This is a genomic window from Mesorhizobium sp. B2-1-8, assembly GCF_006442545.2.
GTDB lineage: Bacteria > Pseudomonadota > Alphaproteobacteria > Rhizobiales > Rhizobiaceae > Mesorhizobium.
The window spans coordinates 2,283,659-2,297,038 of record NZ_CP083952.1; the positions used below are offsets into that span (position 1 = coordinate 2,283,659).

At 63.7% G+C, this 13,380-nt stretch carries 16 protein-coding genes; 7 read left to right on the forward strand and 9 right to left on the reverse strand.

Annotation, left to right across the window (positions count from 1 at the left end; genetic code table 11):
* Together FJ970_RS11105 and FJ970_RS11110 are read left to right on the forward strand one after the other, a co-directional pair.
* Positions 1-516, forward strand: coding sequence for a GNAT family N-acetyltransferase (locus FJ970_RS11105; protein WP_224595727.1), 516 nt, complete (start codon positions 1-3; stop codon positions 514-516).
* A 1-nt stretch (position 517) separates the two neighbouring features.
* The gene (locus tag FJ970_RS11110) at positions 518-829 is read left to right on the forward strand and encodes a DUF6665 family protein (protein ID WP_140758482.1); all 312 of its coding nucleotides are present in this window, start codon (positions 518-520) and stop codon (positions 827-829) included.
* On the opposite strand, the gene FJ970_RS11115 is transcribed toward FJ970_RS11110, so the two are convergent.
* A complete protein-coding gene (locus FJ970_RS11115) occupies positions 810-1,694 on the reverse strand; it encodes an alpha/beta fold hydrolase (RefSeq protein WP_140758481.1) in 885 nt (294 codons plus the stop codon). The two genes, FJ970_RS11110 and FJ970_RS11115, sit on opposite strands and share 20 nt — an antisense overlap.
* Before the next feature lie 83 nt (positions 1,695-1,777).
* Positions 1,778-2,122, reverse strand: a complete 345-nt coding sequence (locus FJ970_RS11120) for a cupin domain-containing protein (RefSeq protein WP_140758480.1) — start codon at positions 2,120-2,122, stop codon at positions 1,778-1,780.
* Between the two features lie 314 nt (positions 2,123-2,436).
* Here FJ970_RS11120 and petA point away from each other — a divergent pair, with 314 nt between their 5' ends.
* The 4 genes from petA to FJ970_RS11140 all read left to right on the forward strand — a co-directional run bounded on the left by petA (position 2,437) and on the right by FJ970_RS11140 (position 6,021).
* A complete protein-coding gene (gene petA, locus FJ970_RS11125; protein WP_140758479.1) occupies positions 2,437-2,997 on the forward strand; it encodes a ubiquinol-cytochrome c reductase iron-sulfur subunit in 561 nt (186 codons plus the stop codon).
* A gap of 16 nt (positions 2,998-3,013) precedes the next feature.
* The gene (locus FJ970_RS11130; protein WP_140758478.1) at positions 3,014-4,354 is read left to right on the forward strand and encodes a cytochrome b; all 1,341 of its coding nucleotides are present in this window, start codon (positions 3,014-3,016) and stop codon (positions 4,352-4,354) included.
* Between the two features lie 27 nt (positions 4,355-4,381).
* On the forward strand, positions 4,382-5,254 hold the full coding sequence (locus tag FJ970_RS11135) for a cytochrome c1 (RefSeq protein ID WP_140758477.1): 873 nt from the start codon (positions 4,382-4,384) through the stop codon (positions 5,252-5,254).
* A gap of 221 nt (positions 5,255-5,475) precedes the next feature.
* Entirely contained in the window at positions 5,476-6,021 is a 546-nt protein-coding gene (locus FJ970_RS11140; RefSeq protein ID WP_027143364.1) for an adenine phosphoribosyltransferase, read from the forward strand.
* A gap of 50 nt (positions 6,022-6,071) precedes the next feature.
* Here the strand turns inward: FJ970_RS11140 and FJ970_RS11145 are convergent, their stop codons facing one another.
* From FJ970_RS11145 to FJ970_RS11155, 3 genes are all read right to left on the reverse strand, one after another.
* Positions 6,072-6,530, reverse strand: coding sequence for a MaoC family dehydratase (locus FJ970_RS11145; RefSeq protein WP_140758476.1), 459 nt, complete (start codon positions 6,528-6,530; stop codon positions 6,072-6,074).
* Entirely contained in the window at positions 6,527-6,997 is a 471-nt protein-coding gene (locus FJ970_RS11150) for a MaoC family dehydratase (protein WP_140758475.1), read from the reverse strand. Before FJ970_RS11150 ends, FJ970_RS11145 begins: the two co-directional genes overlap by 4 nt.
* A gap of 154 nt (positions 6,998-7,151) precedes the next feature.
* Positions 7,152-8,486 (reverse strand): uracil-xanthine permease family protein, encoded by a 1,335-nt coding sequence (locus FJ970_RS11155; RefSeq protein WP_140758474.1) that lies wholly within the window; start codon positions 8,484-8,486, stop codon positions 7,152-7,154.
* A gap of 136 nt (positions 8,487-8,622) precedes the next feature.
* Between FJ970_RS11155 and guaD the strand changes: the two genes are divergently transcribed.
* Positions 8,623-9,990: a guanine deaminase gene (gene guaD / locus FJ970_RS11160; protein ID WP_140758473.1), complete on the forward strand. Its 1,368-nt coding sequence runs from the start codon at positions 8,623-8,625 to the stop codon at positions 9,988-9,990.
* 68 nt (positions 9,991-10,058) lie between these two features.
* Here the strand turns inward: guaD and ychF are convergent, their stop codons facing one another.
* The 4 genes from ychF to FJ970_RS11180 form a co-directional block, all read right to left on the reverse strand.
* A complete protein-coding gene (gene ychF, locus FJ970_RS11165) occupies positions 10,059-11,162 on the reverse strand; it encodes a redox-regulated ATPase YchF (RefSeq protein WP_140758472.1) in 1,104 nt (367 codons plus the stop codon).
* Positions 11,163-11,256: 94 nt separating this feature from the next.
* Positions 11,257-11,994: an aminoacyl-tRNA hydrolase gene (gene pth / locus FJ970_RS11170; RefSeq protein WP_140758471.1), complete on the reverse strand. Its 738-nt coding sequence runs from the start codon at positions 11,992-11,994 to the stop codon at positions 11,257-11,259.
* Between the two features lie 23 nt (positions 11,995-12,017).
* The gene (locus FJ970_RS11175; protein ID WP_140758470.1) at positions 12,018-12,659 is read right to left on the reverse strand and encodes a 50S ribosomal protein L25/general stress protein Ctc; all 642 of its coding nucleotides are present in this window, start codon (positions 12,657-12,659) and stop codon (positions 12,018-12,020) included.
* Positions 12,660-12,893: 234 nt separating this feature from the next.
* Positions 12,894-13,322 carry a MarR family winged helix-turn-helix transcriptional regulator gene (locus tag FJ970_RS11180; RefSeq protein WP_140758469.1) on the reverse strand — a complete coding sequence of 143 codons (429 nt, stop codon included), beginning with the start codon at positions 13,320-13,322 and terminating at the stop codon, positions 12,894-12,896.
* Positions 13,323-13,380 lie beyond the last annotated feature (58 nt).

The following is a 13,380-nucleotide window of genomic DNA, read 5'->3' on the forward strand; positions in this document are numbered from 1 at the left end:
ATGGGTGGATCGCCAGAGGCCAGCCCGGAAATCGGCCCAGAGGTCGGCCCAGAAATCGGCCCAGGGATCGGCTACGTGCTCAAGCGTTTGCGACCAACCGTGGCGGCCTTCGACGCGTTGAAGGAAGAGAGCCGGCTGGAGGGTTACTGGATGCTGGTGCGCCTGGGCGATGGCTGGGCAAGCGGCCGCAACAAGTTCCTGAGGCGGGGCGAGGCGCTGTTTGGAGCATGGCATGGCGCCGAACTCGCCGGCGTTTGCGGGCTGAACATCGATCCTTATTTCGAGGGCAGGGACCAGGGCCGGGTCCGGCACCTGTTCGTCAGCTCACGCCATCGCCGCAACGGCCTTGGCCGCATGCTGGTCGAGACCGTGATCGATCGGGCTCGCCAATATTTCACCGTGTTGAACACCCGCGCGCCGCCGGAGGCCTTCGGCTTTTATGAACGGCTTGGCTTTCAGCGCCTGGAAGGCGAAGAATTCGTTACCCACCGCATGGTGTTCGGGAAGGGAAACTGAAATGTGCTTGCGTCCGCCATCTCATCTTGCCGGCACTTCGGCTGCCGAGGCGACTTTCGACGCGCTTGGCCATGAAATCCTCGCCGAGAAGGCGGCCGCACTCGGTCGCGCCGGACAGCGCGTGGAAGAAACCCTGGCCCGGCTGCGCGACAATGGCGACGATGAGTTGCGCCCCCGTCTGCTCAAGGAGGCGGCCGCGGCGGTGCATGGCTATTTCATCCAGCGCGAACTGTGCGGCTTTCGCAAGCATGACGCCGTGATCCACGAATACGATATCCCGAAAGCCGTGCTGGTCAGGCTTGGCGCCATGTAGAGCTGGAGCTTGCCGCGCTGATTTCCCCGTGGAAGCGCGCCAGGCGGGCGGCAAGCGCATCGGGATTTTCGTCGGCAACGAAATGTCCGCTGTCGGCTATGATGTCGCCCTCGACATTTGAGAGCCCGGCGGCGCGCAGGCCATCGACATAGTCGCCGATGTCGCCGGACTCGGCCGCACCCCTCAGATACAGCACCGGAATCGCAATCGGCTTCGCGGGCCGCGCGGCATTGGCCTTGGCATCCTCGGGAAAGGCGCGATACCAGTCGAACCCCGCCTGGAGGCTTTCCGGCCGGGAATAGGCCTTGGCGTAGATTTCCCTGGCGTCGTCAGGGATCGAGGCTCGATCCTTCGAAAGCACATTGAAGAAGAAGTCGAAATAGGCGCTCTGATGGCCGCTGACCAGCGTTTCCGGCAAGGCCGGGACGGCATGGAACGCAAAGTGCCAGATCCGCGGATCGCGAATGACCTTCTCCCACGGCGCAATGCCTGGAATGACGACATCCATGATCGCCGCGCCGGAAAGGATGTCCGGATGGTCTCTCAACAGGGCAAACACGATCTGGCCGCCGACATCATGGCCGGCGGCCACGAGTTGCCGCAGCCCGCAAACCTCGGCGACGCCTCGCATCAGTCTCGCCAGGGTTCTCTTGTCGCCAGCCCCGGGCAGGCCTTGCGAGCCGCCGATGCAGGGCAGGTCAGGGGCGACGACCCGGTAGTCGGCCGCCAGCCGGCCGATCACCCGCTCGAAGGCGTAGGAGCTTTGCGGCCATCCATGCAGCAGGAGGAAAGCCGGCGCTCCGGCAGGGCCTGCCTCGCGCATGGCAATGCTCAGCCCTTCGATTTCGATGGTCGAGGTTCGCATGTCCTGGCCCTGGCGGCTTCCCGGATGGCGCCTATGCCGTAGATCTAGGCGCCAACCGGGAATCCGCCAGGGCTATGCAGGAATCACTCCAGCCATTCGGTTATGAAGCTACCGTTTTCGTGGATGTCGGTCGTTTCCAGCGGACCCGGGCCGAGATTGGTGAATTTGTGCGGCGTGTGCGGCGGCACGATGACGATCTGACCGGCGGTGGCCTCGATTTCCTGGTCGCCGACGGTGAACAGGCCGGTTCCCTCCCGGATGATGAAGATCTCAGCATAGGGATGAGCGTGCAGCCGCGGGCCGCCGCCGACGCCGGGCAGGTAGTTGAAGATCAGGCAGGAGTTCGAGCCGTAGGCGCCGCACTGCAGTTCGCCCTTCCAGTGGTTGGAACGAACAGCCCATTCCTCGCGATCGATGACATGCGCCATGCGGCCAAGGATAGATCACGCCGATGCTCCCTGTCGAGGCGAAGCCAGGCATCGGTTTTGCGGTTGTTTCCCGGCTGTTTAGCCGCCATTCACGGCGCCTGGCCGTCCCGCCGGGCGACCGGGTATTTTGTCCCCGCGACAATCTGCCCTTGTGCCTTCACCCGTCTGGACAAGAACGGGCTTCACGCATAAACCGAAGTCCAAATGCCGGAGGAATTCGCTAGCCTGTTCGCCATGCGCTGTCGGGTTGGCGTGATTGAGCGGGGAACAAGGCTCGACCACCGGCGCGGAAGAGGCGAAAGGATCAGGCACCCGTGAGCGCAACCGACATCCACGATCCCAACCGTCGAGATTTTCTCTACGTCGCCACCGGCATGGCCGCCGTGGTCGGCGCCGGTGCCTTCGCCTGGCCGTTCATCGACCAGATGCGCCCCGACGCCTCGACGCTGGCGCTCGCTTCGGTCGAGGTCGATGTTTCCTCGCTGACGCCTGGCAGCTCGCTGATCGTCAAGTGGCGCGGCAAGCCCGTCGTGGTGCGCAACCGCACCGAGAAGGAAATGAAGGAAGGCGAGGCCGTCAGTCTCTCCGATCTCAAGGATCCGATCGCGCGCAACGCCAATTTGCCGGCCGATGCGCCGGCGACCGACGCCAACCGCACCACGCCCGGCAAGGAAGCCTGGATGGTGATGGTTCAGGTCTGCACCCATCTGGGTTGTATTCCGCTCGGCCAGGAAGGCGATTTCGGCGGCTGGTTCTGCCCGTGCCATGGCTCGCAATACGACACTGCCGGCCGCATCCGCAAAGGCCCGGCGCCGGAGAACATGGCGATTCCGGTATTCAAGTTCGTTTCCGACACCAAACTCCTTATCGGTTGAGGCAGGGGATATTTCGATGAGCGAGGGACACTCGACCTATACGCCGAAGACCGGTATCGAACGCTGGTTCGACGCCCGCATGCCGCTGCCCAGGATGGTCTATGACAGCTTCATCGCCTATCCGGTGCCGCGCAACCTGAACTATATGTGGACCTTCGGCGGCATCCTGGCGATCATGCTGGTGGCGCAGATCTTGACCGGCATCGTGCTGGCCATGCACTATACGGCCGACACCAATCTCGCCTTCGGTTCGGTCGAGAAGATCATGCGCGACGTGAATTCGGGATGGCTGTTGCGCTACATGCATGCCAACGGCGCCTCGTTCTTCTTCATCGCCGTCTACCTGCACATCTTCCGCGGTCTCTATTACGGTTCCTACAAGGCGCCGCGCGAACTTCTGTGGATCCTGGGCTGCATCATCTACCTCCTGATGATGGCGACCGGCTTCATGGGCTATGTGCTGCCATGGGGGCAGATGAGCTTCTGGGGCGCCACCGTCATCACCGGCTTCTTCAGCGCCATTCCGCTGGTCGGCGACTGGATCCAGCAGCTCCTGCTCGGCGGCTTTGCCGTCGACAATCCGACGCTCAACCGCTTCTTCGCGCTGCATTACCTGCTGCCGTTCATGATTGCCGGCGTCGTCGTGTTGCACGTCTGGGCGCTGCATGTCGTCGGCCAGTCGAACCCGACCGGCATCGAGGTCAAGTCGAAGACCGACACAGTCGCCTTCACCCCCTACGCGACCATCAAGGACGCGTTCGGCATGATCGTGTTCCTGTTCGTCTTCGCCTATTTCGTCTTCTACCTGCCGAACTATCTCGGCCATCCGGACAACTACACGGTCGCCAACCCGTTGAAGACCCCGGCCCATATCGTTCCGGAATGGTACTTCCTGCCGTTCTACGCGATCCTGCGCGCCATCACCTTCAACATCGGGCCGATCAATTCCAAGCTCGGCGGCGTGCTGTGCATGTTCGGCGCCATCGTCATGCTGTTCCTGGTGCCGTGGCTCGATACCTCCAAGGTGCGCTCGGCGGTCTACCGGCCCTGGTACAAGCTGTTCTTCTGGCTGTTCGTGGCCAATGCCATCCTGCTGGGCTGGCTGGGCTCGCAGCCGGCGGAAGGCGGCGGTCTGTTGAGCCTCCTAACCGGTGAGGTCGTGGGCAACTACGTTGGCTACGCTCAAGCTGCGACGCTGTTCTACTTCGCCTTCTTCCTCGTCATCCTGCCGGTGCTCGGCCTGATCGAGACACCGCGCAGGCTGCCGAATTCGATCACCGAGGCGGTGCTGGAGAAGAACAAGGGCGGCAGCGGACATCCGGCGGGCGCCATGGCAGCACCTGAGACCAAGGGCTGAGCGGTAGAGAATCTAAGGGGATTTGGCATGAAAAAGATTCTCACCTCGCTGGCGCTGGTCGGCCTTGTGGCCGCCGGCACTGGGGTAGCAGGCACTTGGGCGTTCGCGGCCGAAGAGGCGCACAACGCGGCGGCTCCGACGCATTTCCCGATCAACGAGCCGAAGGAAATGAGCTGGAGCTTCACCGGCCCGTTCGGCACCTATGACAAGGCGCAGCTGCAGCGCGGCCTGAAGGTCTACAAGGAAGTCTGCTCGGCCTGCCATTCGATGAACCTGGTGGCGTTCCGCACGCTTTCGGACCTCGGCTACAGCGACGCCCAGATCAAGACGCTGGCGGCCGAGTACACCATCCATGACGGCCCCAACGATGCCGGCGACATGTTCGACCGTCCCGGCAAGCCGTCCGATCATTTCCCGGCGCCGTTCGCCAACGAGGAAGCCGCCGCTGCCTCCAATGGCGGCGCGGCGCCGCCTGACATGTCGCTGCTGGCCAAGGCGCGCGGCGTCGAGCGCGGCTTTCCGCAGTTCGTCTTCGACATCTTCACCCAGTATGACGCGGGCGGCCCCGACTATATCCATTCGCTGCTGACCGGCTACGACCAGACGCCGCCGGCCGGAATGGTCATCCCGGAAGGCACGCACTACAATCCGTACTTCATGTCCAGCGTATCGTTGAAGATGCCCAAGCCGCTCTCGGACGGCCAGGTGACCTATGACGACGGTTCGCCGCAGACTATCGACCAGTATTCCCGCGACGTGGCTGCCTTCCTGACATGGGCGGCCGAGCCGCACATGGAAGACCGCAAGAAGATGGGCTTCCGCGTGCTGGTGTTCCTGCTCCTGTTCGGCGCCCTGGTCTACATGACCAAGCGCAAGGTGTGGGAAGCCGTCGCGCACTAAGGCGGCCGTTCGGAGCACGACATGGGGCGCCGCGAGGCGCCCTTTCTGCTTTTGGGGTGGATTACACCGCCACACCTGTGCGGTGTCACATGGCCGTCACCGCACATGCCGGATGTGCTTGTCTCGACCGTCACATCGCGCTAGCCGTTGTCGGTCGCGCCGGGTTACGATCGGCCCCGCGCCGTTTCGCTTCTGTCAGCTGGATCATCCGGAGCCGCTTCATGAAATCCTCGCTCGAAGACACGCTGCTGGCGTCGATCCGCACCATTCCGGACTATCCCAGGCCTGGCATCCTGTTTCGCGACATCACCACGCTGCTCGGCAACGCGCGCGCTTTCCGCCGCGCCATCGACGAGCTGGTGCATCCCTATGCCGGGCAGAAGATCGACAAGATCGCCGGCATCGAAGCGCGCGGCTTCATCCTTGGCGGCGCCGTCGCCCATCAGCTTTCGGCCGGCTTCGTGCCGATCCGCAAAAAGGGCAAGCTGCCTTATGAGACCGTGCGCGTCGCCTACAGCCTGGAATACGGGCTGGACGAGATGGAAATGCACAAGGACGGCGTCGCGCCCGGCGAGAAGGTGATCCTGGTCGACGATCTGATCGCCACCGGCGGCACGGCGGAAGCGGCGGTCAAGCTGCTGCGCCAGATCGGCGCCGACATCCTCGCCGCCTGCTTCGTCATTGACCTGCCGGATCTGGGCGGGCGCGCGAAGCTTGAAGCGCTCGGCGTGCCGGTGCGGACGCTGATCGGCTTCGAGGGCCATTGAGGGTGCGGGTTTCCCTTCTCCCACAGGGGGAGAAGGGAGAAGCGCCTGTGCTACTCCACCTTCACTAGCACCGCACTTTCGAATTCCAGCACCTTGCCGCCGGTCGAATCGGTGGCCTCGCAGAGCAGCGCCAGCAAACGCCAGCCGGGGCGGGACGCGATGGGGCGGTGGGAAAGCGCCGTGCGGGTGAAGGTGATGGTTTGCCCGGCATAGACGGGCTTCAGCCATTTCAGGTTCTTGAAGCCGGGCGAGGGGCCGAATTCGGGCACCGGGCCGTCCCAGCCTTCGGCGTCCAGGCGGGTCTCCAGGTTCAGCTTCATCCAGGTGGCGGCGGTATGCCAGCCGGAGGCGCAGAGCCCGCCGAGCACGCTCTTCCTCGCGGCGTCCTCGTCGATATGGAAGATCTGCGGGTCGTATTTGCGGGCGAACGCCTTGATCGCCTCGGGCTCGAATGTGTGCGAGCCCAGCGTCACCGTGGTGCCGATGCGGAAGAATTCATCCAGTGTCATGACAGGCTCCCGGCGGCATCGCGGGTCAGGAACATGACGGAATTCTCGAGCTCGAAGACGCTTTCGCCGCGCTGGTTGACCAGTTCGCTGCGCATGGTCACGAAGCCGAGTTGCGGCTTCGACTTCGACAGGCGCCTGGCCAGAACCACCAGGTTGCCCCGCAGCGTATCGCCGGCGAGCACCGGCTTCTTCCATTTGACCTGATCGACGCCAGGCGCACCCTGGCAGGTGGAGTCCAGCAAGAAGGCATCGCACAGCATGCGCATGAACATGGCGCAGGTGTGCCAACCCGAAGCCGACAGGCCACCGAGGATGCTGGCCTTGCCAGCCTCCTCGTCGAGGTGCATCGGCTGCGCATCGAACTCGCTGGCGAACTCGATGATCTCGGCCGCGCTCACCTGCTTGGCGCCGAGGTCGAACGAGGTCCCCTCCACGAAGTCCTCATACGCCCATGTCTTTGCGGTCATGGTCTGCAAATCCGGTTGTAGAATGCGCGATCCGCATGGATCGGCAAAACCCGGATGCAGGCCGCGGGCGGTTTGGTCAAGCCCTTTCTGGTGAGCCAGCCGGCGCGATCGGGCCCGCGGCAGCGGTCGGCGCCAGCCGCGCGCCTCCGATAGTCTAGCGGGCGTTCGGCAGGATCTGGTGCAGGACGATCGCCCAGACGGCGCCGAAGGCGATGGATGAGCCTAAAATATACTGAACGATGTCGGGCAACGTCTTGATGAAATCCGGCGGCGCCAGTGTGGCGAACAGCGCCATCAGGATCGGCAGGCCGATGACCAGCATGTTCCTTTCGGTCAGCGGCGTGGCGCGCACCACGCGAAAACCGTTCATGGCGATGACGACGCACAGCACGCCGAAGACGCCACCGATCACCGGTCCCGGGATCGAGGCGATGACCGCGGAGAGCTTGCCGATCAGCCCGAACAGCACCAGGAAGATGCCGGCCGCCGCGAAGGCGGCACGGCTGGCGATGCCGGTTATGGCGATGATGCCGGCATTGGACGAATAGCCGGTGACCGGTGTGCTGCACAGCAGCGCGCTGATGAGGCAGCCGAGGCCTTCGCCGGTAGCGCCCCGGTCGAGCTGCTGGTCCGAGAGCGGCCTATCGATGACGGCGCCGACCGCGAACCAGGTACCGGTGGTTTCGGCGAGGACGACGATATAGACGATCAGCATCGTCAGCGTCGCAGACCAGGAGAAGGTCACGTCGAGATTGAGGAATGCAATGCGCGGCATGGAAAACCAGGTCGCGGCGGAAACGCCCGTCATGTCCAACTGACCCATGAAAGCGGCCGCCACGCTGCCTGCGACGAGCGCGATGATGACGGACAGCAGGCGCAGCCAAGCGCCTTTCGCGCCAAGCGCCATGCCGGTCAGCATGCAGCCGACAAGCACTGCCGCGGCGATGAAGGCGAGGATGATGTTGCCGCCGACGGTGGCGGCGCCGTGGACAGCGAACACGCTCTCCTTCAGCGCCACCGGCATCAGCGCGACGCCGACGACGATGATGATGGCGCCGCCAACGATGGGCGGCACGAAGCGGTTGACGAGACGGTGGAAGAGCTTTGTCGGCGAGCCAAGCAGCATGACCAGGATGGCGCCCGGAATGAGCGCGCCGATCACGGCGGACAGTCCTGCCATGCCGCCGCCGGCGCCGAAGGCAATCGCCAGCACCGCGCCGATCGGGACGAAGGACGGTCCCTGGACGACCGGCAGCCGCATCAGAAGCTGCGACTGGATCAGGGTTGCGACGCCGGCCGCCACGAAGGCCGACTGGATGAACGCGCCGGCGTCGCCGACGCTGAAGGCAAGCACCGAAGCGATGATGAACGGCACGATATAAACGTCCATCGCCAGCACGTGCTGGAGGCCGAGCAGGGCGGCCTTGCCCAGCGGCAACGGATCGTCCGGCTGAGCGATCAAAGTGATTTCTGGCGCAACGCGTTCCATGATGTCCCCTCTGGAAATCCCCGGCCGATCATGGGATCAGTCGGCGGCAAAGGACAGCGGTGGAAATGTTTGCCAACTGTTTTCTTCTAGGCCACGCGTCGGCAGTCCCGCGCGCCAGCAGAACCGGAGCGACAATATGACGGCAGAACCGTTCACGCTGCTTGGCACTGCCTTCCACACGCCCGAGCGTGGCAGGCTGGAGGTGCTGGAGGAGCATCTGTTCTGCGTTGGTGCGCAAGGGCGCATAGCCGAGATCCTGGCGCCCGGCCACCCGGAATACGCGGTGACGATGAGCGATGCCCGTCAGGCTGGCAGGCTGATGGAACTCGGTGAGGGGCAGTTCCTGCTGCCCGGACTCATCGACCTGCACATCCATGCGCCGCAATGGCCGCAGATGGGCAAGGCGCTGGATGTGCCGCTCGAAGTCTGGCTGCAGAAATACACCTTTCCGCTCGAGGCCCGCTATGCGGATTTGGACTATGCTCGCGAGGTCTATGCCGATCTGGTCGACAATCTTCTCGCCAACGGCACCACCACGGCGCTCTATTTCGCCACCGTCCACGTCGAGGCGAGCGTGGCGCTCGCCGAGACATGCCTCGAAAAGGGCCAGCGCGCCCTGGTCGGCAAGGTGGTGATGGACGATCCCGAACAGTGCCCACCCTTCTACCGCGATACCGATGCGGCAAGTGCCGTTTCGGATACCAGGCGCTTCATCGAAGCGGTCAGGTCATTGGGTCCGGGCGAAAGGCCGCTGGTCCAGCCGGTGATAACGCCACGCTTCATTCCAAGCTGCACGGATGCGGCTTTGCAGGGGCTGGGCGAGCTCGCCGAGGAGTTCGGCTGCCACGTGCAGACCCATTGCTCCGAAAGCGATTGGGCAAAACAGTTCGTGGAAGACCGCTTCGGCCGCACCGATGCGGCAAGCCTCGATGGTTTCGGCCTGCTCACCCGCCACACGATCCTGGCGCATTCGAACTTCATAGACGGACAGGACATGGATCTGATCAAGGAGAAGGGCGCTGGCGTCGCTCATTGCCCGCTCTCCAATATCTACTTCGCCAATGCGGTGTTTCCGCTGCGCGCGGCACTCGACCGGCACATGCATGTCGGTCTCGGCACCGATATTTCAGGCGGCTACAGCCCATCGCTGTTCGATGGCTGCCGGCATGCGCTGTCTGCCTCGAGGACGCTGCAGAGCGGCGTGCATGCCGGTCTGCCGGCAGAGGAGCGCGGCGCGCCCGGCGAGCCGATCACGCATCAGGAAGCGTTCTGGCTGGCGACTGCCGGAGGTGCTGAAGCGCTCGACCTGCCGACGGGCAGTTTTCGCGTCGGACACGAATTCGACGCGCTGCTGATCGACACGAAAGCGAGCGCCTCGAATATCCACCTCAACGCTGCCGACGATACGCTCGACGACATCTTCCAGAAGATTGTGCTCAATGCGGGGCGCGCCAATATTGCCGCTGTGTGGGTTGGAGGCCGCAGGGTGATCGGCGGTAGCTGAGGCCGGCTTGTGGCCGCCCCGAGAGATTTGGACTTCACGGCGCCATGGGGGACGTGATTTCCGTCACATCACGTGTTGAACTTGAACAGCATGACGTCGCCGTCCTGGACGACGTATTCCTTGCCTTCATCGCGTGCCTTGCCGGCTTCCTTGGCCGCCACTTCGCCGCCCAGCGTGACGAAGTCGTTGTAGGCGATGGTTTGGGCGCGGATGAAGCCGCGTTCGAAGTCGGTGTGGATGACGCCGGCGGCCTGCGGGGCCTTGTCGCCCTTGTGGACGGTCCAGGCGCGCGTTTCCTTCGGACCGGCGGTGAAATAGGTGATCAGATGCAACAGATCGTAGCCGGCGCGGATGACCTTGTTCAACCCCGGCTCGTCGAGCCCGAGCGAGGACAGGAACTCCATCTCCTCCTCGTCCGAGAGCTGGGCGACTTCGGCCTCGATCGCGGCCGAGATCACGACGGTGCCGGCGCCCTGCTCGGTGGCCATCTTTTCCACGGCCCTGGTGTGCTCGTTGCCGGTCGCGGCATCGGCCTCGGCGACGTTGCAGACATAGAGCACCGGGTGCGAGGTCAGAAGGTTCAACCCCTGCAGGATGCGCAGGTCCTCCGCCGAAATCCCCTTGAGCAGGATGCGGGTCGGCTTGCCGGCCTGCAGCAGCTCGAGCGCTGCCTCCATCATCGGCAGCACCGTGGTCGCTTCCTTGTCCTTGCTGCCGGCGCGCTTGCGGATCTGGACGATGCGGCGCTCGATGCTGTCGAGGTCGGCGAGCATCAGTTCGGTCTCGACCGTCTCGGCGTCGGCGACCGGGTCGATGCGGCCCTCGACATGGGTGATGTCGTCATCCTCGAAGCAGCGCAGCACATGCACGATGGCGTCGACCTCGCGGATGTTGGCGAGGAACTGGTTGCCCAATCCTTCGCCCTTCGAGGCGCCGCGCACCAGGCCGGCAATGTCGACGAAGGAGATGCGCGTCGGGATGATCTCCTTCGACTTGGCGACCTCGGCGATCTTCTGCAGGCGCGGATCGGGCACCGCCACCTCGCCGGTGTTCGGTTCGATGGTGCAGAACGGATAGTTGGCCGCCTGCGCGGCGGCCGTCCTCGTCAGCGCGTTGAAAAGCGTCGACTTGCCGACGTTGGGCAAGCCAACGATGCCGCATTTGAAACCCATTTTGTCCGGTCCTATCGGGAAAGCGAATTTGATGAGGGCTATGGGCGATAGGGGTGATCAACGTCAAGCCCTGTAACGTCGATGGTCCTGCGCCTCAGTCCTTGTTGCCGAACAGCTTTTTCAGCATGGCGGCCATCGGGCCGGTCTCAGGCAGTTTGGCGGGTGTCTGCTGGGGGCGGGCCTGGCGGACATGGCTCTGCTGTTTCGGAGCCTGCTTCTGGGCCGGCTTTTCCGGTTCGGCGCCGGCCTTACCCTGGACGGCAAGGGCGGCCTTGTTCATGAAGCCGGACTCGTCGCCCTTGACGATCATCGCTGCATTGTCGGCGATCGCGTCGAGCAGCGGATCGAGCCATTCGCGGTCGGCCTTGGCGAAATCGCCGAGCACATGATGCTGGACCATTTCCTTGACGCCGGGATGGCCGACGCCGATGCGCACGCGCCGATAAGCGTTGCCGACATGGCCGTCGATCGAGCGGATGCCGTTGTGGCCGCCGGCGCCGCCGCCGGTCTTGATGCGCAGCTTGCCTTCGGCAAGATCGATCTCGTCATAGAAGACGGTGAGGGCGGAAAGGTCGAGCTTGTAGAAGCGCAGCGCTTCGCCGACCGACTGGCCGGACAGGTTCATGAAGGTCTGCGGCTTGATCAGGATGATCTTTTCGCCGCCGAGCGTGCCTTCGGAAATCAGGCCCTGGAACTTCTTCGACCAGGGCGAAAAGGAATGGCGGCGAGCGATAGCGTCCGCCGCCATGAAGCCGACATTGTGCCGGTTTTGAGCATATTTCGCGCCCGGATTGCCGAGGCCTGCAAAGACAAGCGCCGTCTTCCCTGGCATCGTCCGCTCCGGGCGTGAAAGAGTTACTTCTCTTCGGCGGCCGGAGCCGCTTCGGGAGCCTCAGCCTCGACCGTCTCTTCCGTCTCCGGCTTCATCGCCGCCGAACCAGCAACGGTCGCGATGGTGAAGTCGCGATCGGAGATGACCGGCTTGACGCCGGCCGGCAGCTTGACCGCCGAGATGTGGATCGAATCGCCGATGTCGGCGCCGGTGAGATCGACGGTGATGAATTCCGGGATCGCATTGGCCGGGCAGTGGAACTCGACTTCGTGACGCACGATGTTGAGCACGCCGCCACGCTTGATGCCGGGCGACTTGTCTTCATTGATGAAGTGCACGGGAACATCGACGTTGACTTCCGTGTCCTTGCCAATGCGCAGGAAATCCACGTGCATCGGGAAGTCCTTGACGGGGTCGAGCTGGAAGTCCTTCGGCAGGACCTGGATCTTCTTGCCGTCGACGTCGATCGTGGCGACCGTGGTCAGGAACCCGCCGCCATGGATCTTGTAGAAGATGTCCTTGTAGGTGAGAGCGATCGCCAGGGGAGGCTGCTTGTCACCGTAAATTACTGCAGGTACTTTACCATTGCGGCGAACTGCACGGGCGGACCCCTTACCGACCTGTTCGCGCGCTTCGGCCTTGAGCTCGTAAGTTTCGTGGCTCATGGTTTTTCCTTTCGCGTGTTATGGAGCGTTTGCGGAGAGCAGTGTGCCCAAGCCGTAAACGTCGAAAGCCGCCAGACCTCGATGTCCGAATGCCGGAAACCGCAGCGAGCGGATCTTTGTTCGGATCACAAGGGGAAGGCAGCCTTCCGCCGCGTTGCCTCCAAGGGTGTCTACGCGGGTGGCGGCTCTATAGCGGAAGGTGGGCAGGCGTGCAAGCGGTGGGAAGGCCGTCGCTTACCGGTCGCCGCTCAAGGCATCGCGCAGTGCCTGGACCTGCCGGTTCAGGGCGTCGAGCTCGGCCAGCGTCATGCCCGAGCGCTTAACCAGGGTCTCGTTCAGGCAGTTGCACTGCACGAGCAGCTTGCGGCCGGCTGATGTCAGGTCGACCTGCACCTGGCGCTCGTCGGTCTGGCTGCGCTGGCGGGTCAACAGGCCGGCCTGTTCCATGCGCCTGACCAGCGGCGTGACCGTGCTCGATTCCAGAGCGAGCCTGTGCGCGATCGCGCCGACAGACATGCCGTCGGCCTCGCCCAGCGCGTTGAGCACGAGATATTGCGGATAGGTGATGCCCATCTCGTCCAGCATCGGCTTGTAGGTGCGATTGATCGCCATGCTGGTGGCGTAGAGCGTGAAGCAGAGCTGATTGTCCAACGGGAGAGGCACGACGCATTCCTTTGCCGATTAAGCGCTCCAGATATGTACTACGAAAAATAATATCGCG

Coding starts and splice junctions, on each gene's coding strand:
- FJ970_RS11130 (WP_140758478.1), top strand. CDS start 3,014: ATGAGCGAGGGACACTCGACCTATACGCCGAAGACCGGTATCGAACGC.
- FJ970_RS11150 (WP_140758475.1), bottom strand. CDS start 6,997: ATGACCGCAAAGACATGGGCGTATGAGGACTTCGTGGAGGGGACCTCG.
- FJ970_RS11155 (WP_140758474.1), bottom strand. CDS start 8,486: ATGGAACGCGTTGCGCCAGAAATCACTTTGATCGCTCAGCCGGACGAT.
- FJ970_RS11120 (WP_140758480.1), bottom strand. CDS start 2,122: ATGGCGCATGTCATCGATCGCGAGGAATGGGCTGTTCGTTCCAACCAC.
- FJ970_RS11140 (WP_027143364.1), top strand. CDS start 5,476: ATGAAATCCTCGCTCGAAGACACGCTGCTGGCGTCGATCCGCACCATT.
- FJ970_RS11175 (WP_140758470.1), bottom strand. CDS start 12,659: ATGAGCCACGAAACTTACGAGCTCAAGGCCGAAGCGCGCGAACAGGTC.
- FJ970_RS11135 (WP_140758477.1), top strand. CDS start 4,382: ATGAAAAAGATTCTCACCTCGCTGGCGCTGGTCGGCCTTGTGGCCGCC.
- FJ970_RS11110 (WP_140758482.1), top strand. CDS start 518: ATGTGCTTGCGTCCGCCATCTCATCTTGCCGGCACTTCGGCTGCCGAG.
- guaD (WP_140758473.1), top strand. CDS start 8,623: ATGACGGCAGAACCGTTCACGCTGCTTGGCACTGCCTTCCACACGCCC.
- FJ970_RS11145 (WP_140758476.1), bottom strand. CDS start 6,530: ATGACACTGGATGAATTCTTCCGCATCGGCACCACGGTGACGCTGGGC.
- ychF (WP_140758472.1), bottom strand. CDS start 11,162: ATGGGTTTCAAATGCGGCATCGTTGGCTTGCCCAACGTCGGCAAGTCG.
- FJ970_RS11105 (WP_224595727.1), top strand. CDS start 1: ATGGGTGGATCGCCAGAGGCCAGCCCGGAAATCGGCCCAGAGGTCGGC.
- FJ970_RS11115 (WP_140758481.1), bottom strand. CDS start 1,694: ATGCGAACCTCGACCATCGAAATCGAAGGGCTGAGCATTGCCATGCGC.
- pth (WP_140758471.1), bottom strand. CDS start 11,994: ATGCCAGGGAAGACGGCGCTTGTCTTTGCAGGCCTCGGCAATCCGGGC.